Origin of the sequence: Hydrogenophaga sp. 2FB (assembly GCF_005503365.1) — a bacterium.
Classification (GTDB): domain Bacteria; phylum Pseudomonadota; class Gammaproteobacteria; order Burkholderiales; family Burkholderiaceae_C; genus Hydrogenophaga.
The window spans coordinates 42,838-63,795 of record NZ_SCML01000021.1 but is presented as its reverse complement, the minus strand read 5'-3'; the positions used below and the strand labels follow the sequence as shown (position 1 = coordinate 63,795).

24 protein-coding genes are annotated in these 20,958 nt (G+C 67.5%); 11 read left to right on the top strand and 13 right to left on the bottom strand.

Annotated features, from left to right (window positions below):
• The first annotated feature begins 47 nt into the window (after positions 1-47).
• Positions 48-962, top strand: a complete 915-nt coding sequence (locus tag FFS09_RS14050; protein WP_137919517.1) for a DMT family transporter — start codon at positions 48-50, stop codon at positions 960-962.
• Here FFS09_RS14050 and FFS09_RS14045 read toward each other — a convergent pair whose 3' ends face one another.
• Positions 963-1,931, bottom strand: coding sequence for a LysR family transcriptional regulator (locus FFS09_RS14045; RefSeq protein WP_137919516.1), 969 nt, complete (start codon positions 1,929-1,931; stop codon positions 963-965).
• 112 nt (positions 1,932-2,043) lie between these two features.
• On the opposite strand from FFS09_RS14045, the gene FFS09_RS14040 reads away from it, so the two are divergent.
• From FFS09_RS14040 to FFS09_RS14025, 4 genes are all read left to right on the top strand, one after another.
• Positions 2,044-3,003: a Bug family tripartite tricarboxylate transporter substrate binding protein gene (locus tag FFS09_RS14040; protein WP_137919515.1), complete on the top strand. Its 960-nt coding sequence runs from the start codon at positions 2,044-2,046 to the stop codon at positions 3,001-3,003.
• 143 nt (positions 3,004-3,146) lie between these two features.
• On the top strand, positions 3,147-4,301 hold the full coding sequence (locus FFS09_RS14035) for an iron-containing alcohol dehydrogenase (RefSeq protein WP_137919514.1): 1,155 nt from the start codon (positions 3,147-3,149) through the stop codon (positions 4,299-4,301).
• 3 nt (positions 4,302-4,304) lie between these two features.
• The gene (locus tag FFS09_RS14030) at positions 4,305-5,777 is read left to right on the top strand and encodes an aldehyde dehydrogenase (protein ID WP_137919513.1); all 1,473 of its coding nucleotides are present in this window, start codon (positions 4,305-4,307) and stop codon (positions 5,775-5,777) included.
• Between the two features lie 47 nt (positions 5,778-5,824).
• Positions 5,825-6,466 carry a LysE family translocator gene (locus tag FFS09_RS14025; protein ID WP_137919512.1) on the top strand — a complete coding sequence of 214 codons (642 nt, stop codon included), beginning with the start codon at positions 5,825-5,827 and terminating at the stop codon, positions 6,464-6,466.
• 2 nt (positions 6,467-6,468) lie between these two features.
• Here the strand turns inward: FFS09_RS14025 and FFS09_RS14020 are convergent, their stop codons facing one another.
• Genes FFS09_RS14020 through FFS09_RS13995 form a run of 6 tightly spaced genes read right to left on the bottom strand, consistent with a single transcriptional unit; the run spans position 6,469 to position 11,144 of the window.
• Positions 6,469-7,878: a TRAP transporter large permease gene (locus FFS09_RS14020; protein WP_137919511.1), complete on the bottom strand. Its 1,410-nt coding sequence runs from the start codon at positions 7,876-7,878 to the stop codon at positions 6,469-6,471.
• A complete protein-coding gene (locus FFS09_RS14015) occupies positions 7,879-8,478 on the bottom strand; it encodes a TRAP transporter small permease subunit (protein ID WP_137919510.1) in 600 nt (199 codons plus the stop codon).
• A 3-nt stretch (positions 8,479-8,481) separates the two neighbouring features.
• Positions 8,482-9,552, bottom strand: a complete 1,071-nt coding sequence (locus FFS09_RS14010; protein WP_171020024.1) for a TRAP transporter substrate-binding protein — start codon at positions 9,550-9,552, stop codon at positions 8,482-8,484.
• Positions 9,549-9,923, bottom strand: a complete 375-nt coding sequence (locus FFS09_RS14005) for an NIPSNAP family protein (protein ID WP_171020023.1) — start codon at positions 9,921-9,923, stop codon at positions 9,549-9,551. Before FFS09_RS14005 ends, FFS09_RS14010 begins: the two co-directional genes overlap by 4 nt.
• Before the next feature lie 10 nt (positions 9,924-9,933).
• Complete coding sequence (locus FFS09_RS14000; RefSeq protein WP_137919507.1) at positions 9,934-10,728, bottom strand: hypothetical protein; 795 nt, start codon at positions 10,726-10,728, stop codon at positions 9,934-9,936.
• 14 nt (positions 10,729-10,742) lie between these two features.
• Positions 10,743-11,144, bottom strand: coding sequence for a cupin domain-containing protein (locus FFS09_RS13995; RefSeq protein WP_137919506.1), 402 nt, complete (start codon positions 11,142-11,144; stop codon positions 10,743-10,745).
• Positions 11,145-11,317: 173 nt separating this feature from the next.
• Between FFS09_RS13995 and FFS09_RS13990 the strand changes: the two genes are divergently transcribed.
• The 5 genes from FFS09_RS13990 to FFS09_RS13970 are packed head-to-tail and all read left to right on the top strand — an operon-like array spanning position 11,318 to position 15,527.
• Complete coding sequence (locus FFS09_RS13990; protein ID WP_137919505.1) at positions 11,318-12,061, top strand: maleate cis-trans isomerase family protein; 744 nt, start codon at positions 11,318-11,320, stop codon at positions 12,059-12,061.
• Between the two features lie 14 nt (positions 12,062-12,075).
• Positions 12,076-12,735 carry a GntR family transcriptional regulator gene (locus FFS09_RS13985; protein WP_137919504.1) on the top strand — a complete coding sequence of 220 codons (660 nt, stop codon included), beginning with the start codon at positions 12,076-12,078 and terminating at the stop codon, positions 12,733-12,735.
• Positions 12,722-13,333 (top strand): isochorismatase family protein, encoded by a 612-nt coding sequence (locus tag FFS09_RS13980; RefSeq protein WP_137919503.1) that lies wholly within the window; start codon positions 12,722-12,724, stop codon positions 13,331-13,333. Before FFS09_RS13985 ends, FFS09_RS13980 begins: the two co-directional genes overlap by 14 nt.
• 23 nt (positions 13,334-13,356) lie before the next feature.
• Positions 13,357-14,553, top strand: a complete 1,197-nt coding sequence (locus FFS09_RS13975) for a CaiB/BaiF CoA transferase family protein (protein ID WP_137919502.1) — start codon at positions 13,357-13,359, stop codon at positions 14,551-14,553.
• On the top strand, positions 14,550-15,527 hold the full coding sequence (locus FFS09_RS13970) for a hydroxymethylglutaryl-CoA lyase (protein WP_171020021.1): 978 nt from the start codon (positions 14,550-14,552) through the stop codon (positions 15,525-15,527). The genes FFS09_RS13975 and FFS09_RS13970 overlap by 4 nt, the downstream gene beginning before the upstream one ends.
• Here the strand turns inward: FFS09_RS13970 and FFS09_RS13965 are convergent.
• Together FFS09_RS13965 and FFS09_RS13960 are read right to left on the bottom strand one after the other, a co-directional pair.
• Positions 15,450-16,211, bottom strand: coding sequence for an IclR family transcriptional regulator (locus FFS09_RS13965; RefSeq protein WP_137919500.1), 762 nt, complete (start codon positions 16,209-16,211; stop codon positions 15,450-15,452). The genes FFS09_RS13970 and FFS09_RS13965 overlap by 78 nt on opposite strands.
• Positions 16,208-16,984, bottom strand: coding sequence for an IclR family transcriptional regulator (locus FFS09_RS13960; protein ID WP_137919499.1), 777 nt, complete (start codon positions 16,982-16,984; stop codon positions 16,208-16,210). Before FFS09_RS13960 ends, FFS09_RS13965 begins: the two co-directional genes overlap by 4 nt.
• A gap of 131 nt (positions 16,985-17,115) precedes the next feature.
• Here FFS09_RS13960 and FFS09_RS13955 point away from each other — a divergent pair, with 131 nt between their 5' ends.
• On the top strand, positions 17,116-18,093 hold the full coding sequence (locus FFS09_RS13955) for an NAD(P)H-quinone oxidoreductase (protein ID WP_137919554.1): 978 nt from the start codon (positions 17,116-17,118) through the stop codon (positions 18,091-18,093).
• A gap of 40 nt (positions 18,094-18,133) precedes the next feature.
• On the opposite strand, the gene FFS09_RS13950 is transcribed toward FFS09_RS13955, so the two are convergent.
• From FFS09_RS13950 to FFS09_RS13935, 4 genes are all read right to left on the bottom strand, one after another.
• Positions 18,134-18,541 (bottom strand): limonene-1,2-epoxide hydrolase family protein, encoded by a 408-nt coding sequence (locus FFS09_RS13950; protein WP_137919498.1) that lies wholly within the window; start codon positions 18,539-18,541, stop codon positions 18,134-18,136.
• 123 nt (positions 18,542-18,664) lie between these two features.
• Positions 18,665-19,021: a cupin domain-containing protein gene (locus FFS09_RS13945; protein WP_137919497.1), complete on the bottom strand. Its 357-nt coding sequence runs from the start codon at positions 19,019-19,021 to the stop codon at positions 18,665-18,667.
• Positions 19,022-19,035: 14 nt separating this feature from the next.
• Positions 19,036-20,031 (bottom strand): quinone oxidoreductase family protein, encoded by a 996-nt coding sequence (locus FFS09_RS13940; RefSeq protein WP_137919496.1) that lies wholly within the window; start codon positions 20,029-20,031, stop codon positions 19,036-19,038.
• 33 nt (positions 20,032-20,064) lie between these two features.
• Complete coding sequence (locus FFS09_RS13935) at positions 20,065-20,958, bottom strand: beta-keto acid cleavage family enzyme (protein ID WP_137919495.1); 894 nt, start codon at positions 20,956-20,958, stop codon at positions 20,065-20,067.

Below are 20,958 nucleotides of genomic sequence, written 5' to 3'. Positions count from 1 at the left end.
CAATGGCACGCCAGCGTGCCTTGAGGCAAGGTGCACAATTTGACGCCATGAGCCCGATCCTCTCCCTGGAATTCCTGTTGCTGGCCGCCCTGTGGGGCGCGTCGTTCCTGTTCACCCGGCTGGGGGCGGCCGAGCTCGGGGCCTTGCCCACGGCGGGCATGCGAGTCACCCTGGCCGCCCTGTTTCTGCTGCCGGTGTTTCTGGTCAAGGGCGTGTGGGCGGACTTCCGCGCGCACGCCAAAGGCATCCTCTTCATGGGCTTGTTCAACTCGGGCCTGCCGTTCGCCTTGTACGCGTTCGCGGTACTGCACATCACCACGGGCCTGAGCTCCATCCTCAACGCCACGGTGCCGCTCTCGGGCGCGCTGGTGGCCTGGCTCTGGCTCAAGGACCGCCCCACCAGCTCGCGCATGCTCGGCCTGGCCATCGGCTTCGCTGGTGTCACGCTGCTGGTGGTGGGCAAGTCCGGCTTCAGCGCCAGCGGCCTGGCCTCGCAAGGCGACAGCACCACCACCTTGCTGGCCATGGGCGCCTGCCTGCTGGCCACGCTGAGCTACGGCCTGGCCGCGAGCTTCACCAAAAAGTACCTCACCGGCGTGCACCCGCTGGCCACCGCGACCGGCAGCCAGATCGGCGCGGCGCTCGGCCTGGCCATTCCCACCCTCTGGCTCTGGCCCAGCCAGCCGATCAGCCCCACGGCCTGGGGCGCGCTCGCGGCGGTGGGCCTGCTGTGCACGTCCATCGCGTACATCCTGTTCTTCCACATCATCGAGAAAGCCGGCCCGAGCCGCGCGCTCACCGTGACCTTCCTGGTGCCGGTGTTCGCGCTGTGCTACGGCGCGGTCTTGCTCGGCGAGGTGATCACGCCCTGGATGATCGGCTGCGGTGTGGTGATCGTCTGCGGCACGGCCTTGTCGACCGGGCTGTTGAAGGTGCGCTGGCTGGAGCCTCGCGCCAACTGATCACTTCGCTGCGCGCGAGCGCGCGCGGCTTTTCCCCAGCGTGCCCGCGCCCGGCAACGCCAGGGCCACCTCCTCGATGTAGGTGGCCAGCACCTGCGCCTCGTCGCTCAGCGGCCGGATGGCCGAGTGGTAGATCTCGGTCCAGAGTTCGATGCGGGGCCGGAACGGCCGCGCCACGATGTCCGGAAAAATGCCCGTGGACAACAGCATCGGGTTGATCAACCCGATGCCCACGTTCTGCTGCACCAGCGCGCACACGCCCATGGACGTGCTGGCCATGATGCCCTTGCCCGCCTGCACACCCGCTTCCTGCATGGTCGCGCGCAGCAGCAGCGAGGTCGGCGACTCCTCGGGCAGTGCAATCACGTCCAGGCCCACCAGGTCCTCCGGGCGCACCACGCTCCTGGCCACCAGCGGGTGGCGCCGGTGCATCACCGCCACCATCAGGTCTTCGGAAATCGTGCGCCGCTCGCACATCTGCACGTAGCTGATGGTGTTGGGCGCGGGCGGATTGGTCACGCCCAGGTCCACCTCGTGGTGCGCCACCTGCTTGAGCACCTCCGGCGGCCCCACCACCTGCACGCGCACGTTGACCTGCGGGTGCGACACCTGAAAACGCTGGATCGCCTTGGGCAGCAAAGCCATCAAGGGCGGCGCGTGCGCCGCCACCGTCACGGTGCGGGTGGACGCCTGCCCGAGCGCGGTGGCCTCTTCCAGCGCCCACGCGAGGTGGTTGGCCGCCTGTTCGGCGCGCGGCAACAGCCGCCGCGCCGCGGCCGTGGGCTCCAGCCGCCCGTGCTCGCGCACGAACAACGCCACGCCGGTCTCGCGCTCCATCAGGCTCAGCGTCTTGCTCACGGCGGCCTTGGAAATGCCCAGTTTGAGCGCCGCTTCGGCCAGTCCGCGGCTGCGCAGGACGGCGGTGAAGATCTGGAAATGGCGGCCGTTGAGAAGCGAGGGATCGGGCATGGGAACTGGGCTTGTTTCGTTAACCACAGGTTAACAAGAAAGCGCCATCCGGCGCGGTCGGCTGCCTAGAATTTCCCCCATCCCATCCGCCCATTCACCGAGAAAGTTCCCCGTGATTCGCCAACTGATCCCCGCTCTCGCCCTGTCCGCTTGCGCCACCGGCGCACTGGCCCAAGCCTTCCCCAACAAGCCCATCACCATCGTGGTCTCGGTGCCCGCTGGCGGCACCATCGACGCGATCGCCCGCATGGTCGCCAAGGACATGGGCGAAGCCCTCGGCCAGCCCGTGGTGATCGACAACCGCGCCGGCGCCAACGGCAACATCGCAGCCGACTTCGTGCGCCGCTCGCCGGCCGATGGCCACACACTGCTGATGCTGGCGTCGAGCACACTCACGCTCGGCCCCTACGTGATGGACAAGGTGCCGTTCGATCCGATCAAGGACTACACGCCCGTGGCCATGACGGCCGGCCTCAACATGGCCTTGCTGGCCCACCCCAAGCTGGGCGTGAGCGACGTCAAGGGCCTCGTGGCCGCCATGAAGGCATCGCCCGGCAAGCTGAACTACTCCTCCACCGGCAACGGCTCGTTCCCGCACGTCGCGGGCGCCTTGCTCAACCTGGAAACGAACACCACCGCCACCCACGTGCCCTACAAGGGCCTGGCGCCGTCGATCCAGGACCTGCTGGCCGGCGTGGTCGACTTCACCTTCGACTCCGGCAGCGCCATCCACGTGAAGGGCGGCAAGCTCAAGGCCCTGGCCGTGATCGGCCCCAAGCGCGCCGCCGCCCTGCCCGACGTGCCCACCTTCCGCGAACTCGGCCTGCCCGAGCTGGAGAAGGTCAGCGGCTGGCACGGCGTGTTCGCGCCGGCCGGCACGCCGGCCGCTGTGGTGAACCGCCTCAACGCCGAGATCAACAAGAGCCTGAAGAAGCCCGAGTCCATCGAGCGCGTGCAGGCCATGGGTTTCGAAAGCGTGACCACCACGCCCGCCGAACTCGGCACGGTGCTGCAGCGCGACCACAAGACCTTTGGCGAGCTGATCACGAAGACCCGGATCTCCGTCAACTAAGCCCGCCCGGTCGCACCGAGGGCGCTGCTCTCGGTGGCCTTCCCTTTCTCCGTCTGTCACATCGCACGTCCGGCATGCGAGGGGATTGCTCCGCCTCACGAACCGGATGGCGGCCTTTTTTTCGCCGCATCGCGCGGCCCACCATGCTTCGATTCCAGTTCGACTCCCCGCCCCGCATCCTCTGCGAGCGCGGCGCGGCCCTTCGGCTCGCGCCCCTGCTGCAAGGCAAGGGCTGTGCGCATGCTTTCGTCGTGACAGACCCGGGTCTGGTTCGCGCGGGCATGGTGGATGCCCCTGTGGCCGCATTGCGCGACGCGGGCCTGCGCGTGACGGTGTACGACCAGGTCGAAGCCGACCCACCCGAACACGTGGTGCTGGCGGCGACGGCAGCAGCGCGTGCGGCGGGCGCGGATGGCGTCATCGGCCTGGGCGGCGGCAGCTCGCTGGACACGGCCAAACTCGTGGCGCTGCTGGCCGCCACGCCACAAGCGCTGGCCGACATCTACGGCCCGAACCGCGCACGCGGTCCGCGCCTGTCGCTCATTCAGGTGCCCACCACGGCGGGCACGGGGTCGGAGGCCACGCCCACGTCCGTGGTGTCCACGCCCGACCACCAGAAGCGCGGCGTGATCAGCCCGCTGTTGTTGCCCGACGTGGCCGTGCTCGACGCCACCCTGACGCTGGGCCTGCCGCCCGCGCCGACCGCCATGACCGGCGTCGACGCGATGGTGCACGCCATCGAGGCGTACACGACGCGGCATCTGAAGAACCCGGTGTCCGACGCGCTCGCGGTGCGCGCGTTGCAGCTGCTCCACACCCACCTCGGGCGCGCGGTCGCGCAGGGCAATGACATCGAAGCCCGCGAAGGCATGCTGCTGGGTTCTGCCTTGGCCGGCATGGCCTTCGCCAACGCGCCGGTCGCCGCCATCCATGCGCTGGCGCACCCCCTGGGCAGCCACTTCCATATGCCGCATGGCCTGGCGAATGCCTTGGTGATGGTGCCGGTGCTGCGCTTCAACCGGTCGGTCGTGGGTCATCGGTATGCCGAACTGGCGCGCGCGCTGGACCCCGTGTGCCTGGGCCAGGACGATGCAGCCGCCGCAGACGCCTTCATCGCCCTGATGGAGCAACACGTGGCGCAAGCCCCGATCCCGCAACGCTTGCGCGACGTGGGCATTGCCGAGGCCGACGTGCCCACACTGGCGCGCGCGGCCATGGACGTGCGGCGCCTGCTCGACAACAACGCGCGCGATGTGAGCGAAAGCGAAGCGCTGGCCCTCTACTCAGAAAGCTTCTAAGCCATGACCGAACCACTCAAGAGCTTCATCGCCGGCCAATGGCGCGACGCCTCCGGCCCCGAATACACCACCGAATACCCGCACGATGGCAGCGCCGTGGCGCGCCTGAACGCCGCCACCGCCGCCGATGTGGACGAGGCCGTGCAAGCCGCAGAGCGCGCGCGCATGCAGCCGGCCTGGGCCAAGCTCAAGCACCACGAACGCGCCGGCATCCTCTACCGCATCGCCAACGGCATCCGCGAGCGCGGCGAAGAGCTCGCGCAGCTGCAACGCCTGGACAACGGCAAGCCCATCAAGGAATGCCGCGCCCTCGTGGCCAGCGCCGCCGGCACCTTCCAGTTCTTCGGCGCCGCCGCCGAGACCTGGGAAGACACCATCACCCCCTCGCGCGGCGATTTCCTGTCGATGAGCGTGAACGAGCCCCTCGGTGTCGTGGGCGCCATCACGCCCTGGAACTCCCCCATCGCCAGCGAAGCGCAGAAGCTCGCGCCCGCGTTGGCCGCCGGCTGCGCCATGGTGTTCAAGCCCGCCGAGATCACGCCGCGCATGGCGCTGGAGTTGGCGAAGATCGCGCAGCAGGCCGGCGTGCCCGACGGCATCATCAGCGTGCTGCCCGGCAAGGGCAGCATCGTCGGTGATGCGCTCGTGAAGCACCCGCTGATCAAGCGCATCGCCTTCACCGGCGGCACCACCGTGGGCATGGGCATCCAGCGCCTGGCGGCCGAGAAGCTGATGCCGACCTCGCTCGAACTCGGAGGCAAGTCGCCCACCATCGTCATGCCCGACGCGGACCTGGACCACGCCGTGGCCGGGGTGCTCTACGGCATCTTCAGTTCCTCCGGTGAGTCCTGCATCGCCGGCTCGCGCGCCTTCGTGCACGAGAGCGTCTACAACGAGTTCAAGGCGCGCCTGCTCGAGGGCGTGAAGAAGCTGCGCGTGGGCGATCCATCGAGCGAAGACACGCAGATGGGCCCGCTGGTCAACCTGGGCCACCGCGCTTCGGTGGAGAAGTACGTGCAGATGGGCCGCGACGAAGGCGGCACCGTGTTGTGCGGCGGCGAGCGGCCCACGGGCAGCTTCTTTGACGGCGGCAGCTACTACCTGCCCACCATCTTCGAAGGCCTGCCCAACAGCGCGCGCATGTGCCAGGAAGAGATCTTCGGCCCGGTGCTCGCGCTGCTGCCGTGGAAGGACGAAGCCGACCTGATCGCCCAGTGCAACGACAACATGTTCGGCCTGGCCTCGGGCATCTGGACGCGCGACTTCAAGAGCGCCTGGCGCATCGGGCGCGCGCTGCAGACCGGCACGGTGTGGATCAACACCTACAAGGTGTTCTCCATCAGCACGCCTTTCACCGGCGTGAAGATGAGCGGCTACGGCCAGGAGAAGGGCCGCCTGGGCATTCTCGAATACACCAGCCAGAAGAGTTTCTATTGGGGGCTCAACGAAGCGCCCCTGCCCTGGGCGAGCACATAAGCCCCCGCGCGGCGATACTGGTGAACCCAGCCCTCCGTGGAGTTCCCATGTTGCCCGAAACGCCTTTGCTCCTGGCTTTTGTGGGTGCCAGCCTGGTCCTGGCCCTCACCCCCGGCCCCGCCGTCGTCTACATCGTGGCCCGCACCCTGGCGCAGGGCCGCGCGTGCGGTCTCGCGTCCGTGCTCGGTGTCGCGCTGGGCAATCTCGCCAACGCCTTGGGCGCGGCGCTCGGCCTGGCCGCCTTGTTCGCCGTGTCGTCGGCCGCGTTCACCGTGGTGAAGTGGGCCGGCGCCGCCTACCTCGTGTACCTCGGCATCCGCATGTGGAGGGCGGCTTCGCCGGTGGCCGACACCGCAACCTCGCAGGCGCCCGCACAGCCCTTGCGGCACGTCTTTCGCGACGGTTTTGTGGTGGCGCTGCTGAACCCCAAAACCACCTTGTTCTTCGCCGCTTTTCTGCCGCAATTCATGCACACGCATGGCAACCCGCTGGTGCAGACCCTCGCGCTCGGCGGCGTGTTCATTGCCATCGCTTTCTGCACCGACGTCATTTACGTGCTGACGGCAAGCCTCGTCGCGCCGCGCCTGGGTCGGGCCGCCAGGCACCGTCTGTGGGGCAACCGGCTCGCGGGCACCTCGTTCATCGGTCTGGGCGTGCTCACGGCCATGGGCACGCGCCCAGGGCGCTGAACTTATCTTGCCTGTCCCACCAGCCACATCGCGATGTCGGGGAACACCAGCAACAGGCACACCGCCAGGATGTACACGAACATGAACGGCATGACGCCGGAGAACACGTCCGTGATCGGCCCGGGTTGCCGCCGCATGCCCTGCAGCACGTAGAGCACCGTGCCATCCGGTGGGCTGATCATCGCGATCTCGACCAGCATCGTGATCACGACGCCAAACCAGATCGGGTCATAGCCCAGCGCCACCACCACCGGGAAGATCAGCGGGATCGTGGTGATCACCATCGCCATGCCTTCCATGAAGGTGCCCATGGCGAGGTAGAAGCAGATGATGATCAGCATGACGCCCCAGCCCGGCAGCGGCAGTTCGGTGAGGAACCTGGCCAGCATCTGCGGCACGCCGAGCGACGACAGGATGTAGTTCAGGAAGTACGCGCCGTACAGGATCAAGGCGATCATCGACGTGGTGCGCGCTGTGGCGCGCATCGAGTCCGTCAGCATCGACCACTTCAGCTTGCGATCGACCAGCGAAATGACGATGCTGCCAGCCACACCCAAGGCCGCCGACTCGGTGGGCGTCGCCCAGCCCGCGTAGATCGAACCGAGCACCAGCGCGATCAGGATCACCGTGGGCAACAGGTCGGCCAGCGAGGCCACGCGGTGCCGCCATGTCAGGCTCTGCCTGGCCTCGCCCGTGTCCTGGTAGTTCTTGTTGCGGCTGTGAACCATGATCACCGCCGTGAACAGCAGGATGACCAGCAGGCTCGGTCCCACGGCCGCCAGGTACAGGTCGCCCACCGAGGTCTCGGTGATCAGGCCGTAAATGATGAAGGTGATGCCCGGTGGAATGAGGTTGCCCAGTGCCCCGCCCGCCGCGAGCGAGCCCAGAACCATCTTGGGTGAGTAGCGGCTCTTCTCGAAGTAAGGCAGCGCGACAGACCCCATGGTCGCAGCCGTGGCCACGCTCGAGCCGGCAATGGCGGAGAACACGCTGCTCGACGCGATGTTGGTGTGCAGCATGCCGCCCGGCAGCCGCCCCATCCAGATGTTGAGCGTGCGGTAGAGCTTCTCCGAAATGCCGGTGCGCAGCATCACCTCGCCCATCAGCAGGAAGAGCGGCACGGACACCAGCACGAAGTTGTTCGACGGCGCCCACAACATGTCGCCAATGGAATTCCAGAAGGGACGGTCGGACAAACCGAAACCGGCCAGCAACCCCAGCAGACCGAGCGCCGCGCCGACGTACACGCCGCCGCCAAAGAACACGACGAAGGCTGCCAGCACCGCGCCCAGCGCCCACCAGGGCACGGCCGTGGCCACGGACGCTGCGGCGCTCGCGTGCGAGCCCGCGCCAAAAAGAGACGCGATGCCCAGCACGAGGCCCACGATGACGATGAATCCGATGGCTAGCATTTACAACTTTCCTGCCTGGGCGTTTGTCTGGGCGTTGGCTTGTCCGACCGCTTCCAATGTTTCCGTGGCCTCATCCACATAGCTGCGCGCCACCAGCAGGCGGTCCACGCCCTGGTAGTCGCGCTTCAGCATGAGCGACGCCGCCCGCGCGATGAGCGCGAGCACACCGAGCAGCAACAGCGCGAACCCGGCGGCCCAGATACCTTGGGGGATCGCCAAAGGGATGCTCCAGACCGAAAGATCGGTCGCGCCGAACTCGTAGGTTTCCAGCGTCATGTGCACGGCCCCCCAGGCCATGAAGATGCCGAAGACCAGCAGCGCGGTGATGGCAATGGCATGCAGCCACACGCGCACCGGGAGTGGCGCCTTTTGCACCAGCACGTCGATGCGCACGTGGGCACGCTCGATCAAGGTGCCCGCCAGGCCCCAACTCATGGCGGCCGCCATGAGGTAGCCGGTAAGTTCCGTGGTGGACCCGGTGGAAAAGCCGAGAAGCCGTCGGCCCACGACATCGAAACAGATCAGCAGCGTGATCGCCAGGTAGGCGAAGCCTGCGGCCGCCAAGGCATGGCGGCTGAGCCAAGTGATGAGACGCAGCATGCTTTACCGTGGTGTGACCTGGATGCCCGTGATGGGCGCGATGACTTCCTTGTAAGCGTTGAGGCACTTGTCACCACAGCGCTTGAACCAACCCGGCAGCACCGATTCGGTCAGCTGCTCGTGAACGACGGCAATGGCATCGGCCTGCGGCTTGTTCTCCACCATCGGCTTGCGCACCGGCTTGTGGATCTTGCAGTCGGCGTTGCGCCCGACGTTGCAGGCGATGCCGTCGGCGTTGGCTTCCAGGCCGAGCGCCCACTGCGCGTTCTGCACATCCGCGAAGGTCTTCTCCATCAAGGCACGCACGCCCGGGTCGAGCTTGTCCCACCAGGCCAGGTTCACGAAGTAGCCCGCCACCGACCACGACAGCGGCAGCGAATAGAGATGCGATGTCACCTCGGCCCAGTTGGCGCTGCTGCCCGCGCTGGCCCCCGACACGCTGCAATCGAGCGTGCCGCGCTCCAGCGCCGTGTAGACCTCGCCAAAGGCGATCGAGACCGGTTGCGCGCCGATGCCCTTGAGCAGGTCCGAGGTCGACGGACCGTTGGTGCGGATGCGCAGCCCCTTCAGATCGGCCAGGGTGTTGATCGGCTTGCGGCAGTAGAACATCTGCGCGGTGAAGGGAAAGGTGGCCACCAGTTTGATGCCCAGGCGCTGCAGCTCCTTGTTGGCCAGCGGCATCATCGCGTCGGCGATGCGCCGCGCCTGGCGGATGTCGGTGCTCAGCCCGGCAAGGTCCACGCCGTCCAGAATCGGCACGTCGCCCGACACCGTCGTCAACGGCGAGGTGGAGATGTCGATCTGACCCGCGCGCACCAGGCGCAAGACCTCGGGGCCCGACACATTGCGTTCGGGCCAGGTCGACAGCACCACCTCCACGCGCCCGTTGGAGGCCTTGGCCAATCCGTCGCGCAGGATCGGCTGGTCCACGCGGGTGTACTGCGGCAGGGTCGGTGTGGCCTGCGTCACGGCCTGGATCACCACCTTGGGGCCTGGCGCGAGTTGGGCCAAAGCTGCGCCGGGCAGCAGCGTGGCGGCGAAAGCGAGCGAGAGGAGTGTGTTGAGGTGCTTCATGTGCGTACGTCCGTTGAGGTGGAAACCATCCCGCCGACATCGTCCCCGTTCGCCAGAGCGATCGGCGGAGAGAACGGCGCGGGAACCAGGATTTCGTTTGTCATGTCCCTGATGAGTGGCAGCACGGTGGGCACGAAGGCCTGCCATTGCGGGTCCGCGTAGAGGCTTTGTCGTCGTCGCGTGCGGTCGTCGTGCGACACGAAGGCCCACATGTGCAGCACCTTGTTGATCGATCCGAACTCGGTGGAATAGAAGCCCAGAAGCCCGCCGAGGTGCCGCTTCTCGATGTCGATGCCGCCCTCGGCCATCAACTGCATGAAGCGTGCCACCTGGCCAGGATGCAGGACGTAGGTGCGGGCTTCGACGATCATCGTGCTGCCCTCACGACCACAGCACCAACTCGCCATCGGGCATGCGCCCCACGAACGAGCCGATGGAGATGCGGCTGCCGCCGGGCTTGGGCGTGCCGCCAACGATCTCGTGCGGGTTGCGCGTGTTGAACAAGACCACATCGCCCGCCGAGGCCTTGTACACCGCCTTGGGTGAGCCTTCGACAAGTTCGGGCTCCAGTCCATAGCTCTTGGGGATTTCACCGGCCGCCACCTGCGGGTCCCATGGCGCGTTGTGCACCGTGGTCTCGCCACCCGATGCCAGTTCCTCGGCAAAGAAGTTCCAGCCGAGCTGGCCGTCGATGTGGCCGATGGCGTAGTGCGGCGCGTTGACCGGGGCCCAGTCCACGTGCAGGTCCACGCCTTCGCTTGCGAAGCGGATGATGCCGGCGTAGTACGCACCCAGCGCTTCACGCGCCACGCCCACCGGGTTCGGCCACACGGCTTGCAGCCGGTCGATCAGGCGCTGCAGCGGATCGAAGCTGCAGCGCGCGATCACGTCACGCAGATCGCACTGCGCGTCGGGCACGGCGGCGAAGAAGTCTTCCTTCGGGCGGTCCCAGCGGTATTCGTACTGCGCCATGCCGATGTAGCCAATGCGCTTGGCCACGCTGTAGTACTTGATGTTCCCCGCGCGCGCGGCCTCGGTGAAGCTCGTGCATTCGGCGGACGTCGCAAAGCCAGGGATGCGGATGACGGAGATGCGGTTGTCCAGCAAGAGGCGCAGGTTCTCCTGTGTCAACAGGTGCTCGCCTTCGGTGGTCCAGGTGGGTGCGGTGGCAGCCATGGCGTGATGCCCCTTCAGGCTTCCGAGACCCAGGTCTTGCGAACCGGGGACTTGATCTCGAGCTGCTCGCATTCCTCCAGCGCTTCGCTGAAGTGCTCCACACCGCGCGGGTGCCGCCACGAGGTGCCTGGCCCGGCGATGAACTCCTCGCCACCGATCACCAGGCGCAACTTGCCGCGGATCAGGTAGGCAACGGTTTCGTGGTCATCGTGTTTGTGCACCGGGTCGATCAGACCCTTTTCGCGCACCACGTGCAGCATGAGGATGTCCTCGCCCACCATGGCGCGCCGCACCTCGACGCGCCCCTTGGGCTTGATGCCCTCGACGGCCGCCAGACGCTCGGGCGCGATGGCCGCCAGGGTGGTGAAAAAGCCCTCGGTGGGCGCGATGTATCGGGGATCGGTTGCCGTGGTCATCGTTCTGTCGTCATCGGTTGGTAGGAGCCGTTAGCGTAACAGCGACGGCTCTCATTGTCGACAATTGATCTGTATTTTTTTGATAAGTGGTTTCCACTACGCCTTAAATAAGTTTTCAAAATGCTTTGATTGTGTACAATTCGCCGAAATTCAGCTTGCGTCAGGAGACCACCTTGAGCGACTCCCTCGGCTGGCGACAGAAGTTCGCCGTCCTCATCCCCTCGACGAACACCAGCGTGCAACCCGAGTTCGACGCCATGCGTCCGCCCGGGGTCACCAACCACATCAGCCGCATCCGCATTCCCAACATCGCGTTGAACGACGACGCCGATTTCCAGCGCCTGATCACCCTGATCGCCGATGCGCAGGACGAGGCGGTGGACGCGGTGATGTCCTGCGAGCCCGACCGCCTCGTGCTGGGCATTTCGGCGGAGACGTTCTGGGACGGCCTCAAGGCCAGCCGCGACCTGAAGAAGCACCTGGAGGAGCGCACGAAGCTGCCGGTGTCCATGGGCTCCGAAGCCTGCGCGGCCGCGTTCGCCAAGCTGGGCATGCGCCGCCTGGGCGTGGTCACGCCCTACCAACCCGTGGGCGACCGCAACGTGCAGCGCTTCTTTGAAGAGTCGGGCTTCGAGGTGCGGCGCATCAAGGGACTGAAATGCGAGAGCCCGGTGAAGATCGCGCACGTGAGCGAAACCGAACTGCGCGACGCGTTGATCGAAGTCGACGGCGACGACATCGACGGCATCGTGCAGGTCGGCACCAACCTCGCCATGGCTCGGCTGGCGGGCAGCGCGGAGATCTGGCTCAAGCGCCCGGTGGTCGCGATCAACACCGCCATCTATTGGCACGCGCTGCGCGAATCCGGCATCACCGATCGGGTGGGTGGCTTCGGCGCGCTGCTGGAACGACACTGAACGAGGCCACGAACATGTCCATGGAAACCGTCGCCGCCCGCATCTACGGCGCCATCAAAGAGCAGATCATCGACGGCCGCTACCCGCCGGGTGGGCGCATCACCGAACAACAGGTCGCCGCCGAGTTCAACACCTCGCGTACCCCCGTGCGAGAAGCCATGCGCCAACTGGTCGCCGACGGCTTCGCGCGTTTCAAGCCCAACAGCGGCACGGTGGTGCGCGAGTGGTCGTTCGAAGAGATGCGCCAGATTTTCGAGGTGCGCGTTTTCATCGAAAGCGAAATCGCCGGCCACGCCGCCACGCGCATCACGCCCGAAGAACTCGCCGAGCTCACGCGCATCCAGGACGAGATCGAACTCAACGGGCCGGACATCGGCACCGAGAACACTGCGCGCATCGGCCGCCTCAACCGCGAATTCCACCGCATCGTGGCCGAGGCCAGCCACAACGAACGGCTGGTGTCCATGCTGGCCAGCGCGATCGAAGTGCCCATCGTGCAACAGACCTTTCGCCAATACACCACCAAGCGCCTGGCGCGCAGCTTTGGCCACCACCGCGAACTGCTCGACGCCTTCGCCGCACACGACAGCGCATGGGCCAAGAGCGTGATGAGCAGCCACATTCACTCAGCCAAGCAAACCTTGTTGGGGGAGAAGCAGCATGGGCACGCCTGACGCCACGTCCCCCGCTTTCGGCGCCAACCTGGGTTATGGACATCGGCAGGCGCTGGTGATGATCGACTTTGCACAGGCCTACTTCATCCCGGACTCGCCCCTGTTCGCCAACTGCCCGCAAGCCGCCGAGCAAGCCACACAGCTGCTGGCGTGGGCCCGCGCGCGCCGCATGCTGGTGTGCCACACGCGCGTGAGCTACCGCGAAGACGGCCTGGACGGCGGCGTCTTCTTTCGCAAGATCCCGGCCCTGCGCGTCTTCTGCGAAGGGCATCCGCTGGCCGAATTCGTTCCCGCGCTGGTACCCCGCCCTGACGAACCCGTGGTGACCAAACAGTACGCCAGCGCCTTCTTCGGAACCTCGCTGTCCAGCCTGTTGCGCGCGCAGGGTGTTGACTGCCTGCTGCTCGCCGGCATGAGCACCAGCGGCTGCGTGCGCGCGAGCGCGGTCGACGCGATCCAGCACGGTTTCATCCCGGTCGTGGTGGGCGACGCCTGCGGCGACCGCCACAGCGGCCCGCACGAAGCCAACCTGTTCGACCTGAGCGCGAAATACGCGGACGTCCGCACCCTGGCCCAGGTACAGGCCAGCCTCATCTGAACGACACCACCCTCCTCTTCGCCATGGCACTCGAACACATCACCGTCCTCGACCTCACCCACATGCTCTCGGGCCCCTACGGCACCATGCTGCTGGCGGACCTGGGCGCGCGCACCATCAAGGTGGAGCCCCCAGGCGTTGGCGAAGGCACGCGCCGTTTGCTCGAACACGACCCGGACTATTCGCGCGACGGCATGGGGGCGTACTTCCTCACGCTCAACCGGAACAAGGACAGTGTCTGCATCGACCTGAAGAGCGACGCGGGCCGCGCCGTCTTCTTCGACCTGGTGCGCCGCGCCGACGTGGTGTTCGACAACTTCAGCGTCGGTGTGCCACGCCGCCTGGGCATCGACCACGCGGCGCTGGCCGCGGTGAACCCGCGCATCATCACCTGCAGCGTCACCGGCTTTGGCGAAACCGGGCCGGACACGCAGCGCCCCGCGTTCGACCAGGTGGTGCAGGCCATGGGCGGTGGCATGTCCATCACCGGCTCGCCGGAGACAGGCCCCATCCGCGGCGGTATTCCCATCGGCGACCTCGGCGGTGGCCTGTTCGGTGCGATCGGCGTGTTGTCCGCGCTGGCCGAGCGCGAGCGCACCGGCCTCGGGCAACACGTGGACGTGTCGATGCTGGATGCGCAGATCTCCATGCTCAACTACATGGCCACCATGCACCTCATGTCGGGCCACGTGCCCGAAGGCATCGGCAATGGCCATTTCGTCCACGTGCCCTACAACTGCTACCCCACGGCCGACGGCCACGTCATCGTGGCCTGCATCGGCGACGCCTTCTTCGAACGCTTCGCCGAATTCAGCGGCATTCCCGAGTTGCAAGACCCCGCGCTGAAAAAGCAGCCGGTGCGCTTCGCCGCCAAGGGCCGGATCGATGGACTCATCACCGAGAAATTCCGCACCCGCCCCACCACCGAATGGGTGGCCCGTCTGCGCGAAGCGCGTATCCCTTGCGCGCCGGTCAACAACTTCGCGCAGGCGCTGTCGGACAGCCAGGTGCGCGCGCGCGACATGGTGAAAGACGTCACCCTGCACACCGGCGAGGTCATGCCCATGCCCGGCAACCCGATCAAGTTGTCCGCCGCGAAGGCGACCGAGTGGACAGCGCCGCCGACGCTCGGGCGCGACACCGACCGCGTGCTGAGCGATCTGGTCGGCTACGACGCGCAACACCTGGCGGCGTTGCGCGCTACGGGCGCGGTGGCTTGATGGATCGCGTGCACATCACCGACGTTGCGCCGCGCGACGGGTTGCAGAACCAGGCGGTGCACGCCTCTACCGCGCACAAACTCGCGCTGGTGGAACGCCTCGCGGCCGCCGGTATCGGCAGTGTGGAGATCACAAGCTTCGTGTCCCCCAAGGCCGTGCCGCAGATGGCCGACGCTGCCGACCTGCTGCCGCAGGTTCAAGCGCGGTTGCCTGCGCTGCGCAGCTCCGTGCTGGTGCCCAACCGCAAGGGCCTGGAGCGGGCGCATGCCGCGGGTGCGCACGAGATCGCGGTGGTGCTCTCGGCCACCGAGACCATGAACCGCAAGAACATCAACATGGGTCTGGACGAAGCCATCGCGGTGAGCGAACAGACCCTGCAAGCCGCACTGGCGCTCGGGCTGCGCACCCGCGCCTACGTGGCGGTGGCCTTCGATTGCCCGTTCGAGGGCGAGACCCCGCTGGACCGCGTTGTCGACCTCTCGCTGCGCATGACAAAAGCCGGCGCCCACGAAATCGTGATCGCCGACACCATCGGATCGGCCTCACCCGGCATGGTGAAGGAACGCATGGGCGCACTCACGCAAGCCATCGCAGCAGACAAACTGGCGGTGCATTTTCACGACACGCGCGGCATGGGCGCGGCCAACGCCTGGGCAGCGCTGGAAGCCGGCATCCGGCGCTTCGACGCCAGCGTGGGCGGCATCGGCGGCTGCCCTTTCGCGCCCGGTGCGGCGGGCAACCTCGCGACCGAAGACCTTGTGCTGTTGGCCGAACGCAGTGGCTTTTCAACAGGCATCTCCTTGCCCGGTCTGCTTGATGCGATCGACCTTGCGCAGGAGGTTTTGCAACGGCCCCTGGGCGGACGCTCTATTGCCTGGCTGCGCAAGCAACGCGATTCAGCCAGCGGCACACACCTCAAACGACCGCAAGGCCTCCACCAAAGCCCCACCCAGCTCGCGCCGCCGCCCGGCTGACATGCGGGCGTTGAGCGCCGCCACGCTCACGCCGGCGAAGCTGGCATCCGACAACCTCACCGCGCAGCCCACCCCACGCGTTTCGCCCGTGCGGGGATCGGGTGCCTGGGAGTAGCCCAGGTGGCGCGTCTCTTCCACGCGATCGCGCAGCCGCTCCAGCGAAATGCCCGCCGTTCGGTACTCGGGCTGTCGCCGGCTGTAAATGGCCTCGACATCGGCGTCGGGCAAGCGCGCGAGCACCCCGACCCCCACGGCGCTCACGCCCAGCACGCGCCGGATGCCGGGCTCGACGATGAGCCCGCTCTCCGTGTGTCCGCCCTCTTCCCGATGCAGGCACAAGGCGTGGTCACCGCTGCGCACCATGAGAAAAACCGTGTCGCCCGAACGCTGCGCGAAATCTTCCATCACCGGCTTGAAGCGCTGCACGAGCGGCCTCATCGCTGCCGTCCCCACACCGAGCTGCATCGCCTCGATGCCCAGCCGGTACCGCTTCGACGGCTGCGCGCGATCGACAAATCCTTCTTCGATCAGACACGCCAGTTGCCGGTGCACGGTGGAGCGGTCCAGGCCGCTCAGCCCGATCGCGTCGGTGAGGCGCAAGCCATGCGGGTGGTGCATGGCCACCAGACGCAGCAGCGCCAGGGCCTTGCCCGCGCTGCGTGCACCCTCCACCACGGGCCTCATGAGCGAGCACCTCCGGTCCACGCATGGCTGCTCAGCTCGGCCCGCAGCAGCGCACCGAGTTCGCGGCACCGGGTGGGCGGCATGCGCGTGTCGATGGCCGCGATGCTCATGCCGATCAGGCTGTTGGGCGACAGGCGGATCGCACAGCCCACACCGCGAATGACTTCCTGGCGCGGGTCCTCCATCTCCGAAAACCCGGCGCTGCGCGTGTTCAGCCAGGCCCTGTGCAGCCTGGCATAAGGCATGGCGTGTCGCTGGTAGTCGGCCGCATGGCGTTCGTGCGTCGCGGCCACCTCCGCTTCGTCGAGGTGCGCCAGCATCGCCATGCCGGCCAGGCTGCGCCCCAGAAGCACGCGCGAATCCGGCTGCGTGGTCAAGGCCTTCATCGGTGCGCCGCCCTCTTCGCGGTGCAGGCACAAGGCGTGATCGCCCGCGCGCACCATGAGAAACACGGTGGTGTCGCCGGTTTGCCGGGCGAGACGGCGCATCAAGGGCAGAAAGCGCTCGACCACGGGGCCCATGCCCGCCGACATCCAACCCATTTCCAGCGACGCCAACCCGAGCCGGTACGCTTTGGAGGGCAAGGCCCTCTCGACGAGCCCGTGTTCCTCCAGGCACGCGAGCAAACGGTGGGCCGTGGAGCGGTCCTGTCCCGAGCAGGCCATCAATTCGGTCAGGCGCAATCCTTGGGGGTGGTGCGCACCGACGTGCCTCAGCAAAGCCATGGCTTTGGCGGCGCTGCGCGTGCCGCTCAGGGGGTCGACGTTTCTCATGGATTGGGAAAGACTTCAGGTACCGGTTGCGGTTCGGATTTTGAACCCGTTCAATGGGGGACCGGTTGTCACACGGGCGACCATGCCTTTTTTGCAGACAACCTTTTTTGAGAGCACGCACGATGCAGATGATGAATGCCATTGAAATTTCGAGACCGGGCGGCCCGGAGGTCCTTGTTCCCGTTCAACGACCCCTGCCCGAGCTTCGGCCGGGCGAGGTGTTGATCCGTGTGGCCGCGGCCGGCGTCAACCGGCCCGACGTGGGGCAGCGCGCGGGCCGCTACAACCCGCCGCCAGGCGCCTCGGACCTGCCCGGGCTGGAGGTGGCCGGCACCATCGAGGCGGTGGGCGAAGGTGTCACCCACTGGAAACAGGGCGATCGCGTCTGCGCGCTGACGCCCGGCGGGGGTTACGCGGAATTCTGCGCGGCGCCGGCTTCGCACTGCCTGCCCGTTCCCGCCGGCCTCACGCTGGTGGAAGCCGCGTCGCTCCCCGAAACCTTCTTCACCGTGTGGAGCAACCTGTTTGGCCCGTTCGGGCTCAAGCCCGGCGAGAGCGTGCTGGTGCAAGGCGGCTCCAGCGGCATTGGCGTCACCGCCATCCAGCTCGCGCGCGCCCTGGGCCACACCGTGTTCGCCACGGCGGGCAACGACGCGAAGTGCCAGGCCTGCGAAGCGCTCGGCGCGCAGGCCATCAACTACCAGCGACAGGACTTCGTGGCCGTCGTCAAGGAGGCCACGCAAGGCCGCGGCGTGGACGTGATCCTCGACATGGTCGGCGGCGACTACGTGGCGCGCGAGATCGGCGTGCTCGCGCCCGACGGCCGGCTGGTGCTGCTCGCTTTCCTGCGCGGCGCGGAGGCGGCATTGCCGCTGGGCGACATCGTGTTCAAGCGCCTGGTGATCACCGGCTCGGCCCTGCGCCCGCGCACGGTGGCGTTCAAGGCCGAGATCGCGCAGCAATTGAAGGAGAAAGTCTGGCCCTTGATCGAGGCCGGCAGCGTGCGGCCCGTCATCCACAGCACCTTCCCCTTCGAAGAAGCCTGGCGCGCGCACGCGCTGATGGAGTCGAGCCAGCACATCGGCAAGATCGTGCTCACCGTGAATTGAGGGCGGGTCAGCGCCGGGCGCTGGCCCGGCGCGGTGGCGCTCAGTGCTGGATCGCGGTCTTGCCTTGTGCGGCCACGAGCTGCGCGCGGTCGTAGTACTCGCGCCACAGGGAAATCAGCGGGCCTTCGAAGTCCAGAATGCCGACCACGGGCACCGAACGGCTCACGCCGTCGACGGTGATCTCGTCGCGGCGCTCGCACACGAGCGCGCCCTCGACGATGCCGATGCGGTCGATGTGCAGCTTGACCTGCTTGTCCGGCGAGCTCATCGAGACCATGCGCTGGTAGAACGTTTCGCGTCCCACCGTGGCCTCCTCCTTCATCATGGAGTGGATGCGGCCGTTCTCGGTGAGAAGGTCCGCGCAGGTGCGCCAGTCCTTGCGCTCCCAGGCGTCGGCCATTTTGCGGAAGGTGGCGATTTTCTGTTCGTCGGTGAGATCGGAAGCCATGGTGCGGGTACCCCTTGTGAATGAAGTGATGTGGCCGCTACGGTAGAGCGGCGGTATGGGGTCGGTCAACGGCTTTGGCGTTCGATTCCCAACAGATGGGAAACGCCCGGGCTTGCCCCGACGCTACCGCCCCTGCTCCGCCATCACCAGCAGCACCCGCGCCGGCGCGTTCCCCCGGTTGACCAGCATCCGCGCTTCGCCCGGTGCGATGCGGCAGCTGTCGAGCGCGCGCAGCACCTCGACCCGCGTGGTGCCGTCCGGCAGCACACCGGTGATCTCCAGCTCACCGTCCACCACCACATAGAACTTTTCCAGCGCGGACGCCGACAGTGTCGTGCTACCGCCGGACGCGACCACCGACAGGCCGATCCAGGCGGCATCGCCCGGACCGGCCTCGCGGCCTTGCAGGCGCACCATCTGAAAACCGGCGTGGCCGGGTGCGTCGTAGGCCGGTGCGTCGACGTGTCGAACCAGGTGCATGGCGGCCTCCGGCGTCAGGGCGCGAGCACCACGCGCGAGGACGAGCCCGCGATCACGCGCTGGTACGCGTCCGCCGCCCCGTCCAGCGGCACCAGGCCGTCGGCGTCGACGTCGAACGCGCGCAGCGAGCCGTCCGAAAAACCGGGCGCCAGCGCGTGGAGGATGGCGGCGCAATCCACCACGCCGAGCTTGAGGCTGTCCACGCCCAGCAGGTGCAGGTTGCGGCGGTAGAACATGAGGATGTCGAACGGCACCGTGCGCTCGATGGTGGAAATGAGGATCTGCGTGCCGCCCACGGCCAGGCCTTGCAGCGCCGCCGCGAAATACGGTGAGCCGACGGTGTTGTAGGCGATGTCGGCGCCTTGCCCGTCCGTGGCGGCCAGCACGGCCTCGCCCAGATCGGCGCGCGTGCCATCGAGCAACACGACGGGCCCGCTACTGTGGCCACGGTAGGCGCTGGCGCCGCGCTCCACGCCGATCACGCGCGCGCCGGCGCGCGTGGCCAGCTGCACCGCGGCCTGGCCGACCTTGCCATTGGCGCCGAACACCACCACCGTCTGGCCCGCGCCGCGCAGACCCGCGCGGCGCAAGCCCTCGTGGGCTGTGATGAAGGGCACGCCCACCGTGCCGGCCGCCGCCGTGGGCACCGCGTCGGGCTTGCGCACCAGCGCTTGCACCGGCAGCACCAGGTAACGCGCGTGGCTGCCGTCGCGGGTGATGCCCAGGTCACCGCCGGTGCCCCACACCTCGGTGCCCGGCCAGCCGTCCGGCCCGGACACCACGCGCGCGGCGAAATCGCGCCCCGGCGTGCGCGGCCAGACGGCCTGCGGCATCAGGCCCAACGCGGCCTTGACGTCGCTGGGGTTCACAGCGGCGGCCAGCACTTCGACCACGGCATGGCCGGGCGGCGCATCGGGCAAGTCCTGGGTTTGCACCTGCAGTTGCAGCGCGTCGGGCGTGGCGGCCTTCTGTAGCACGCGCAGCGCGCGCGAAGGGGTGACAGGGGTCATGGTGAGCGTCCTTGATGAAGTGAAAAAAGTGATTCAGTGCGCGGCGTTGTCCGCGCGCAGGCGCCAACGCTCGCGCGCCTGCGCGCAGGTGGCCAGGCGCCCGCCGAGGTCCTCGACGATGCGGCGCGCCTTGCGCACGAGGTCGGCGTTGCTGCGCGCGAGCACGCCCTTGTCGAGGTAGATGGTGTCCTCCAGGCCAATGCGCACGTTGCCGCCCAGCAGGTGGGCCTGGGCCACGGCGGGAAAGGCGTGGCGGCCCACGGCGAAGGCGGACCAGGACGCATCGGGCGCGATCAGCGAACGCGCCAGCATCAGCGCGCCGGGCGTGAACGGCAGCGCGTAACGCACGCCCATCACGAAGGTGTAGAGGCCGGGACCCCGCAGCGTGCCGTCGGCGATCAGCGTCTGCGCCAGCACGAGATCGCCGGTGTCGAAACACTCGAGCTCCGGCTTCACGCCGTGCGCGCGGATCACGGCCGCCATGCGGCGCACATTGGCGGGCGTGTTCATCACCACCTGCTCGCCCGAGTTCATGGTGTTGAGGTCGAGCGAACACACGTCGGGCTTGAGCGCCGCGATGTGCGCCACGCGCTGTTCGGGTGGCAGCAGCGAGGTGCCGGGGCCGGCCACGCGCGGCTCGTCCGCGCTGGGCACGAAACGCCCGCCCGGTCCGGTGGTGAGGTTGATGATGAGTTCGGGCCGCTCGCGGCGCAGGGTCTCGACCACGCGGGCGTAGAGATCGACGTCCATGGACGGCGTGCCGGTTTTCGGATCGCGCACGTGGATGTGCACCGCCGCCGCGCCGGCGTCGGCGGCTTGCAGGCAGGCGTCGCTGATCTGTTCCGGCGTGACCGGCAGGTGCGGCGTCTGGTCCGGGCGTGTGAGGTTGCCGGTGACGGCGCAGGTGAGGATGGTGGTGGTTTCCAT

What these genes read in the sequence shown, in the direction of transcription:
- FFS09_RS14050 (WP_137919517.1), top strand. Translation starts at nt 48, where the DNA reads ATGAGCCCGATCCTCTCCCTGGAATTCCTGTTGCTGGCCGCCCTGTGG.
- FFS09_RS14045 (WP_137919516.1), bottom strand. Translation starts at nt 1,931, where the DNA reads ATGCCCGATCCCTCGCTTCTCAACGGCCGCCATTTCCAGATCTTCACC.
- FFS09_RS14035 (WP_137919514.1), top strand. Translation starts at nt 3,147, where the DNA reads ATGCTTCGATTCCAGTTCGACTCCCCGCCCCGCATCCTCTGCGAGCGC.
- FFS09_RS14030 (WP_137919513.1), top strand. Translation starts at nt 4,305, where the DNA reads ATGACCGAACCACTCAAGAGCTTCATCGCCGGCCAATGGCGCGACGCC.
- FFS09_RS14025 (WP_137919512.1), top strand. Translation starts at nt 5,825, where the DNA reads ATGTTGCCCGAAACGCCTTTGCTCCTGGCTTTTGTGGGTGCCAGCCTG.
- FFS09_RS14020 (WP_137919511.1), bottom strand. Translation starts at nt 7,878, where the DNA reads ATGCTAGCCATCGGATTCATCGTCATCGTGGGCCTCGTGCTGGGCATC.
- FFS09_RS14015 (WP_137919510.1), bottom strand. Translation starts at nt 8,478, where the DNA reads ATGCTGCGTCTCATCACTTGGCTCAGCCGCCATGCCTTGGCGGCCGCA.
- FFS09_RS14010 (WP_171020024.1), bottom strand. Translation starts at nt 9,552, where the DNA reads ATGAAGCACCTCAACACACTCCTCTCGCTCGCTTTCGCCGCCACGCTG.
- FFS09_RS14005 (WP_171020023.1), bottom strand. Translation starts at nt 9,923, where the DNA reads ATGATCGTCGAAGCCCGCACCTACGTCCTGCATCCTGGCCAGGTGGCA.
- FFS09_RS14000 (WP_137919507.1), bottom strand. Translation starts at nt 10,728, where the DNA reads ATGGCTGCCACCGCACCCACCTGGACCACCGAAGGCGAGCACCTGTTG.
- FFS09_RS13995 (WP_137919506.1), bottom strand. Translation starts at nt 11,144, where the DNA reads ATGACCACGGCAACCGATCCCCGATACATCGCGCCCACCGAGGGCTTT.
- FFS09_RS13985 (WP_137919504.1), top strand. Translation starts at nt 12,076, where the DNA reads ATGTCCATGGAAACCGTCGCCGCCCGCATCTACGGCGCCATCAAAGAG.
- FFS09_RS13980 (WP_137919503.1), top strand. Translation starts at nt 12,722, where the DNA reads ATGGGCACGCCTGACGCCACGTCCCCCGCTTTCGGCGCCAACCTGGGT.
- FFS09_RS13975 (WP_137919502.1), top strand. Translation starts at nt 13,357, where the DNA reads ATGGCACTCGAACACATCACCGTCCTCGACCTCACCCACATGCTCTCG.
- FFS09_RS13965 (WP_137919500.1), bottom strand. Translation starts at nt 16,211, where the DNA reads ATGAGGCCCGTGGTGGAGGGTGCACGCAGCGCGGGCAAGGCCCTGGCG.
- FFS09_RS13960 (WP_137919499.1), bottom strand. Translation starts at nt 16,984, where the DNA reads ATGAGAAACGTCGACCCCCTGAGCGGCACGCGCAGCGCCGCCAAAGCC.
- FFS09_RS13955 (WP_137919554.1), top strand. Translation starts at nt 17,116, where the DNA reads ATGAATGCCATTGAAATTTCGAGACCGGGCGGCCCGGAGGTCCTTGTT.
- FFS09_RS13950 (WP_137919498.1), bottom strand. Translation starts at nt 18,541, where the DNA reads ATGGCTTCCGATCTCACCGACGAACAGAAAATCGCCACCTTCCGCAAA.
- FFS09_RS13945 (WP_137919497.1), bottom strand. Translation starts at nt 19,021, where the DNA reads ATGCACCTGGTTCGACACGTCGACGCACCGGCCTACGACGCACCCGGC.
- FFS09_RS13940 (WP_137919496.1), bottom strand. Translation starts at nt 20,031, where the DNA reads ATGACCCCTGTCACCCCTTCGCGCGCGCTGCGCGTGCTACAGAAGGCC.
- FFS09_RS13935 (WP_137919495.1), bottom strand. Translation starts at nt 20,958, where the DNA reads ATGGAAACCACCACCATCCTCACCTGCGCCGTCACCGGCAACCTCACA.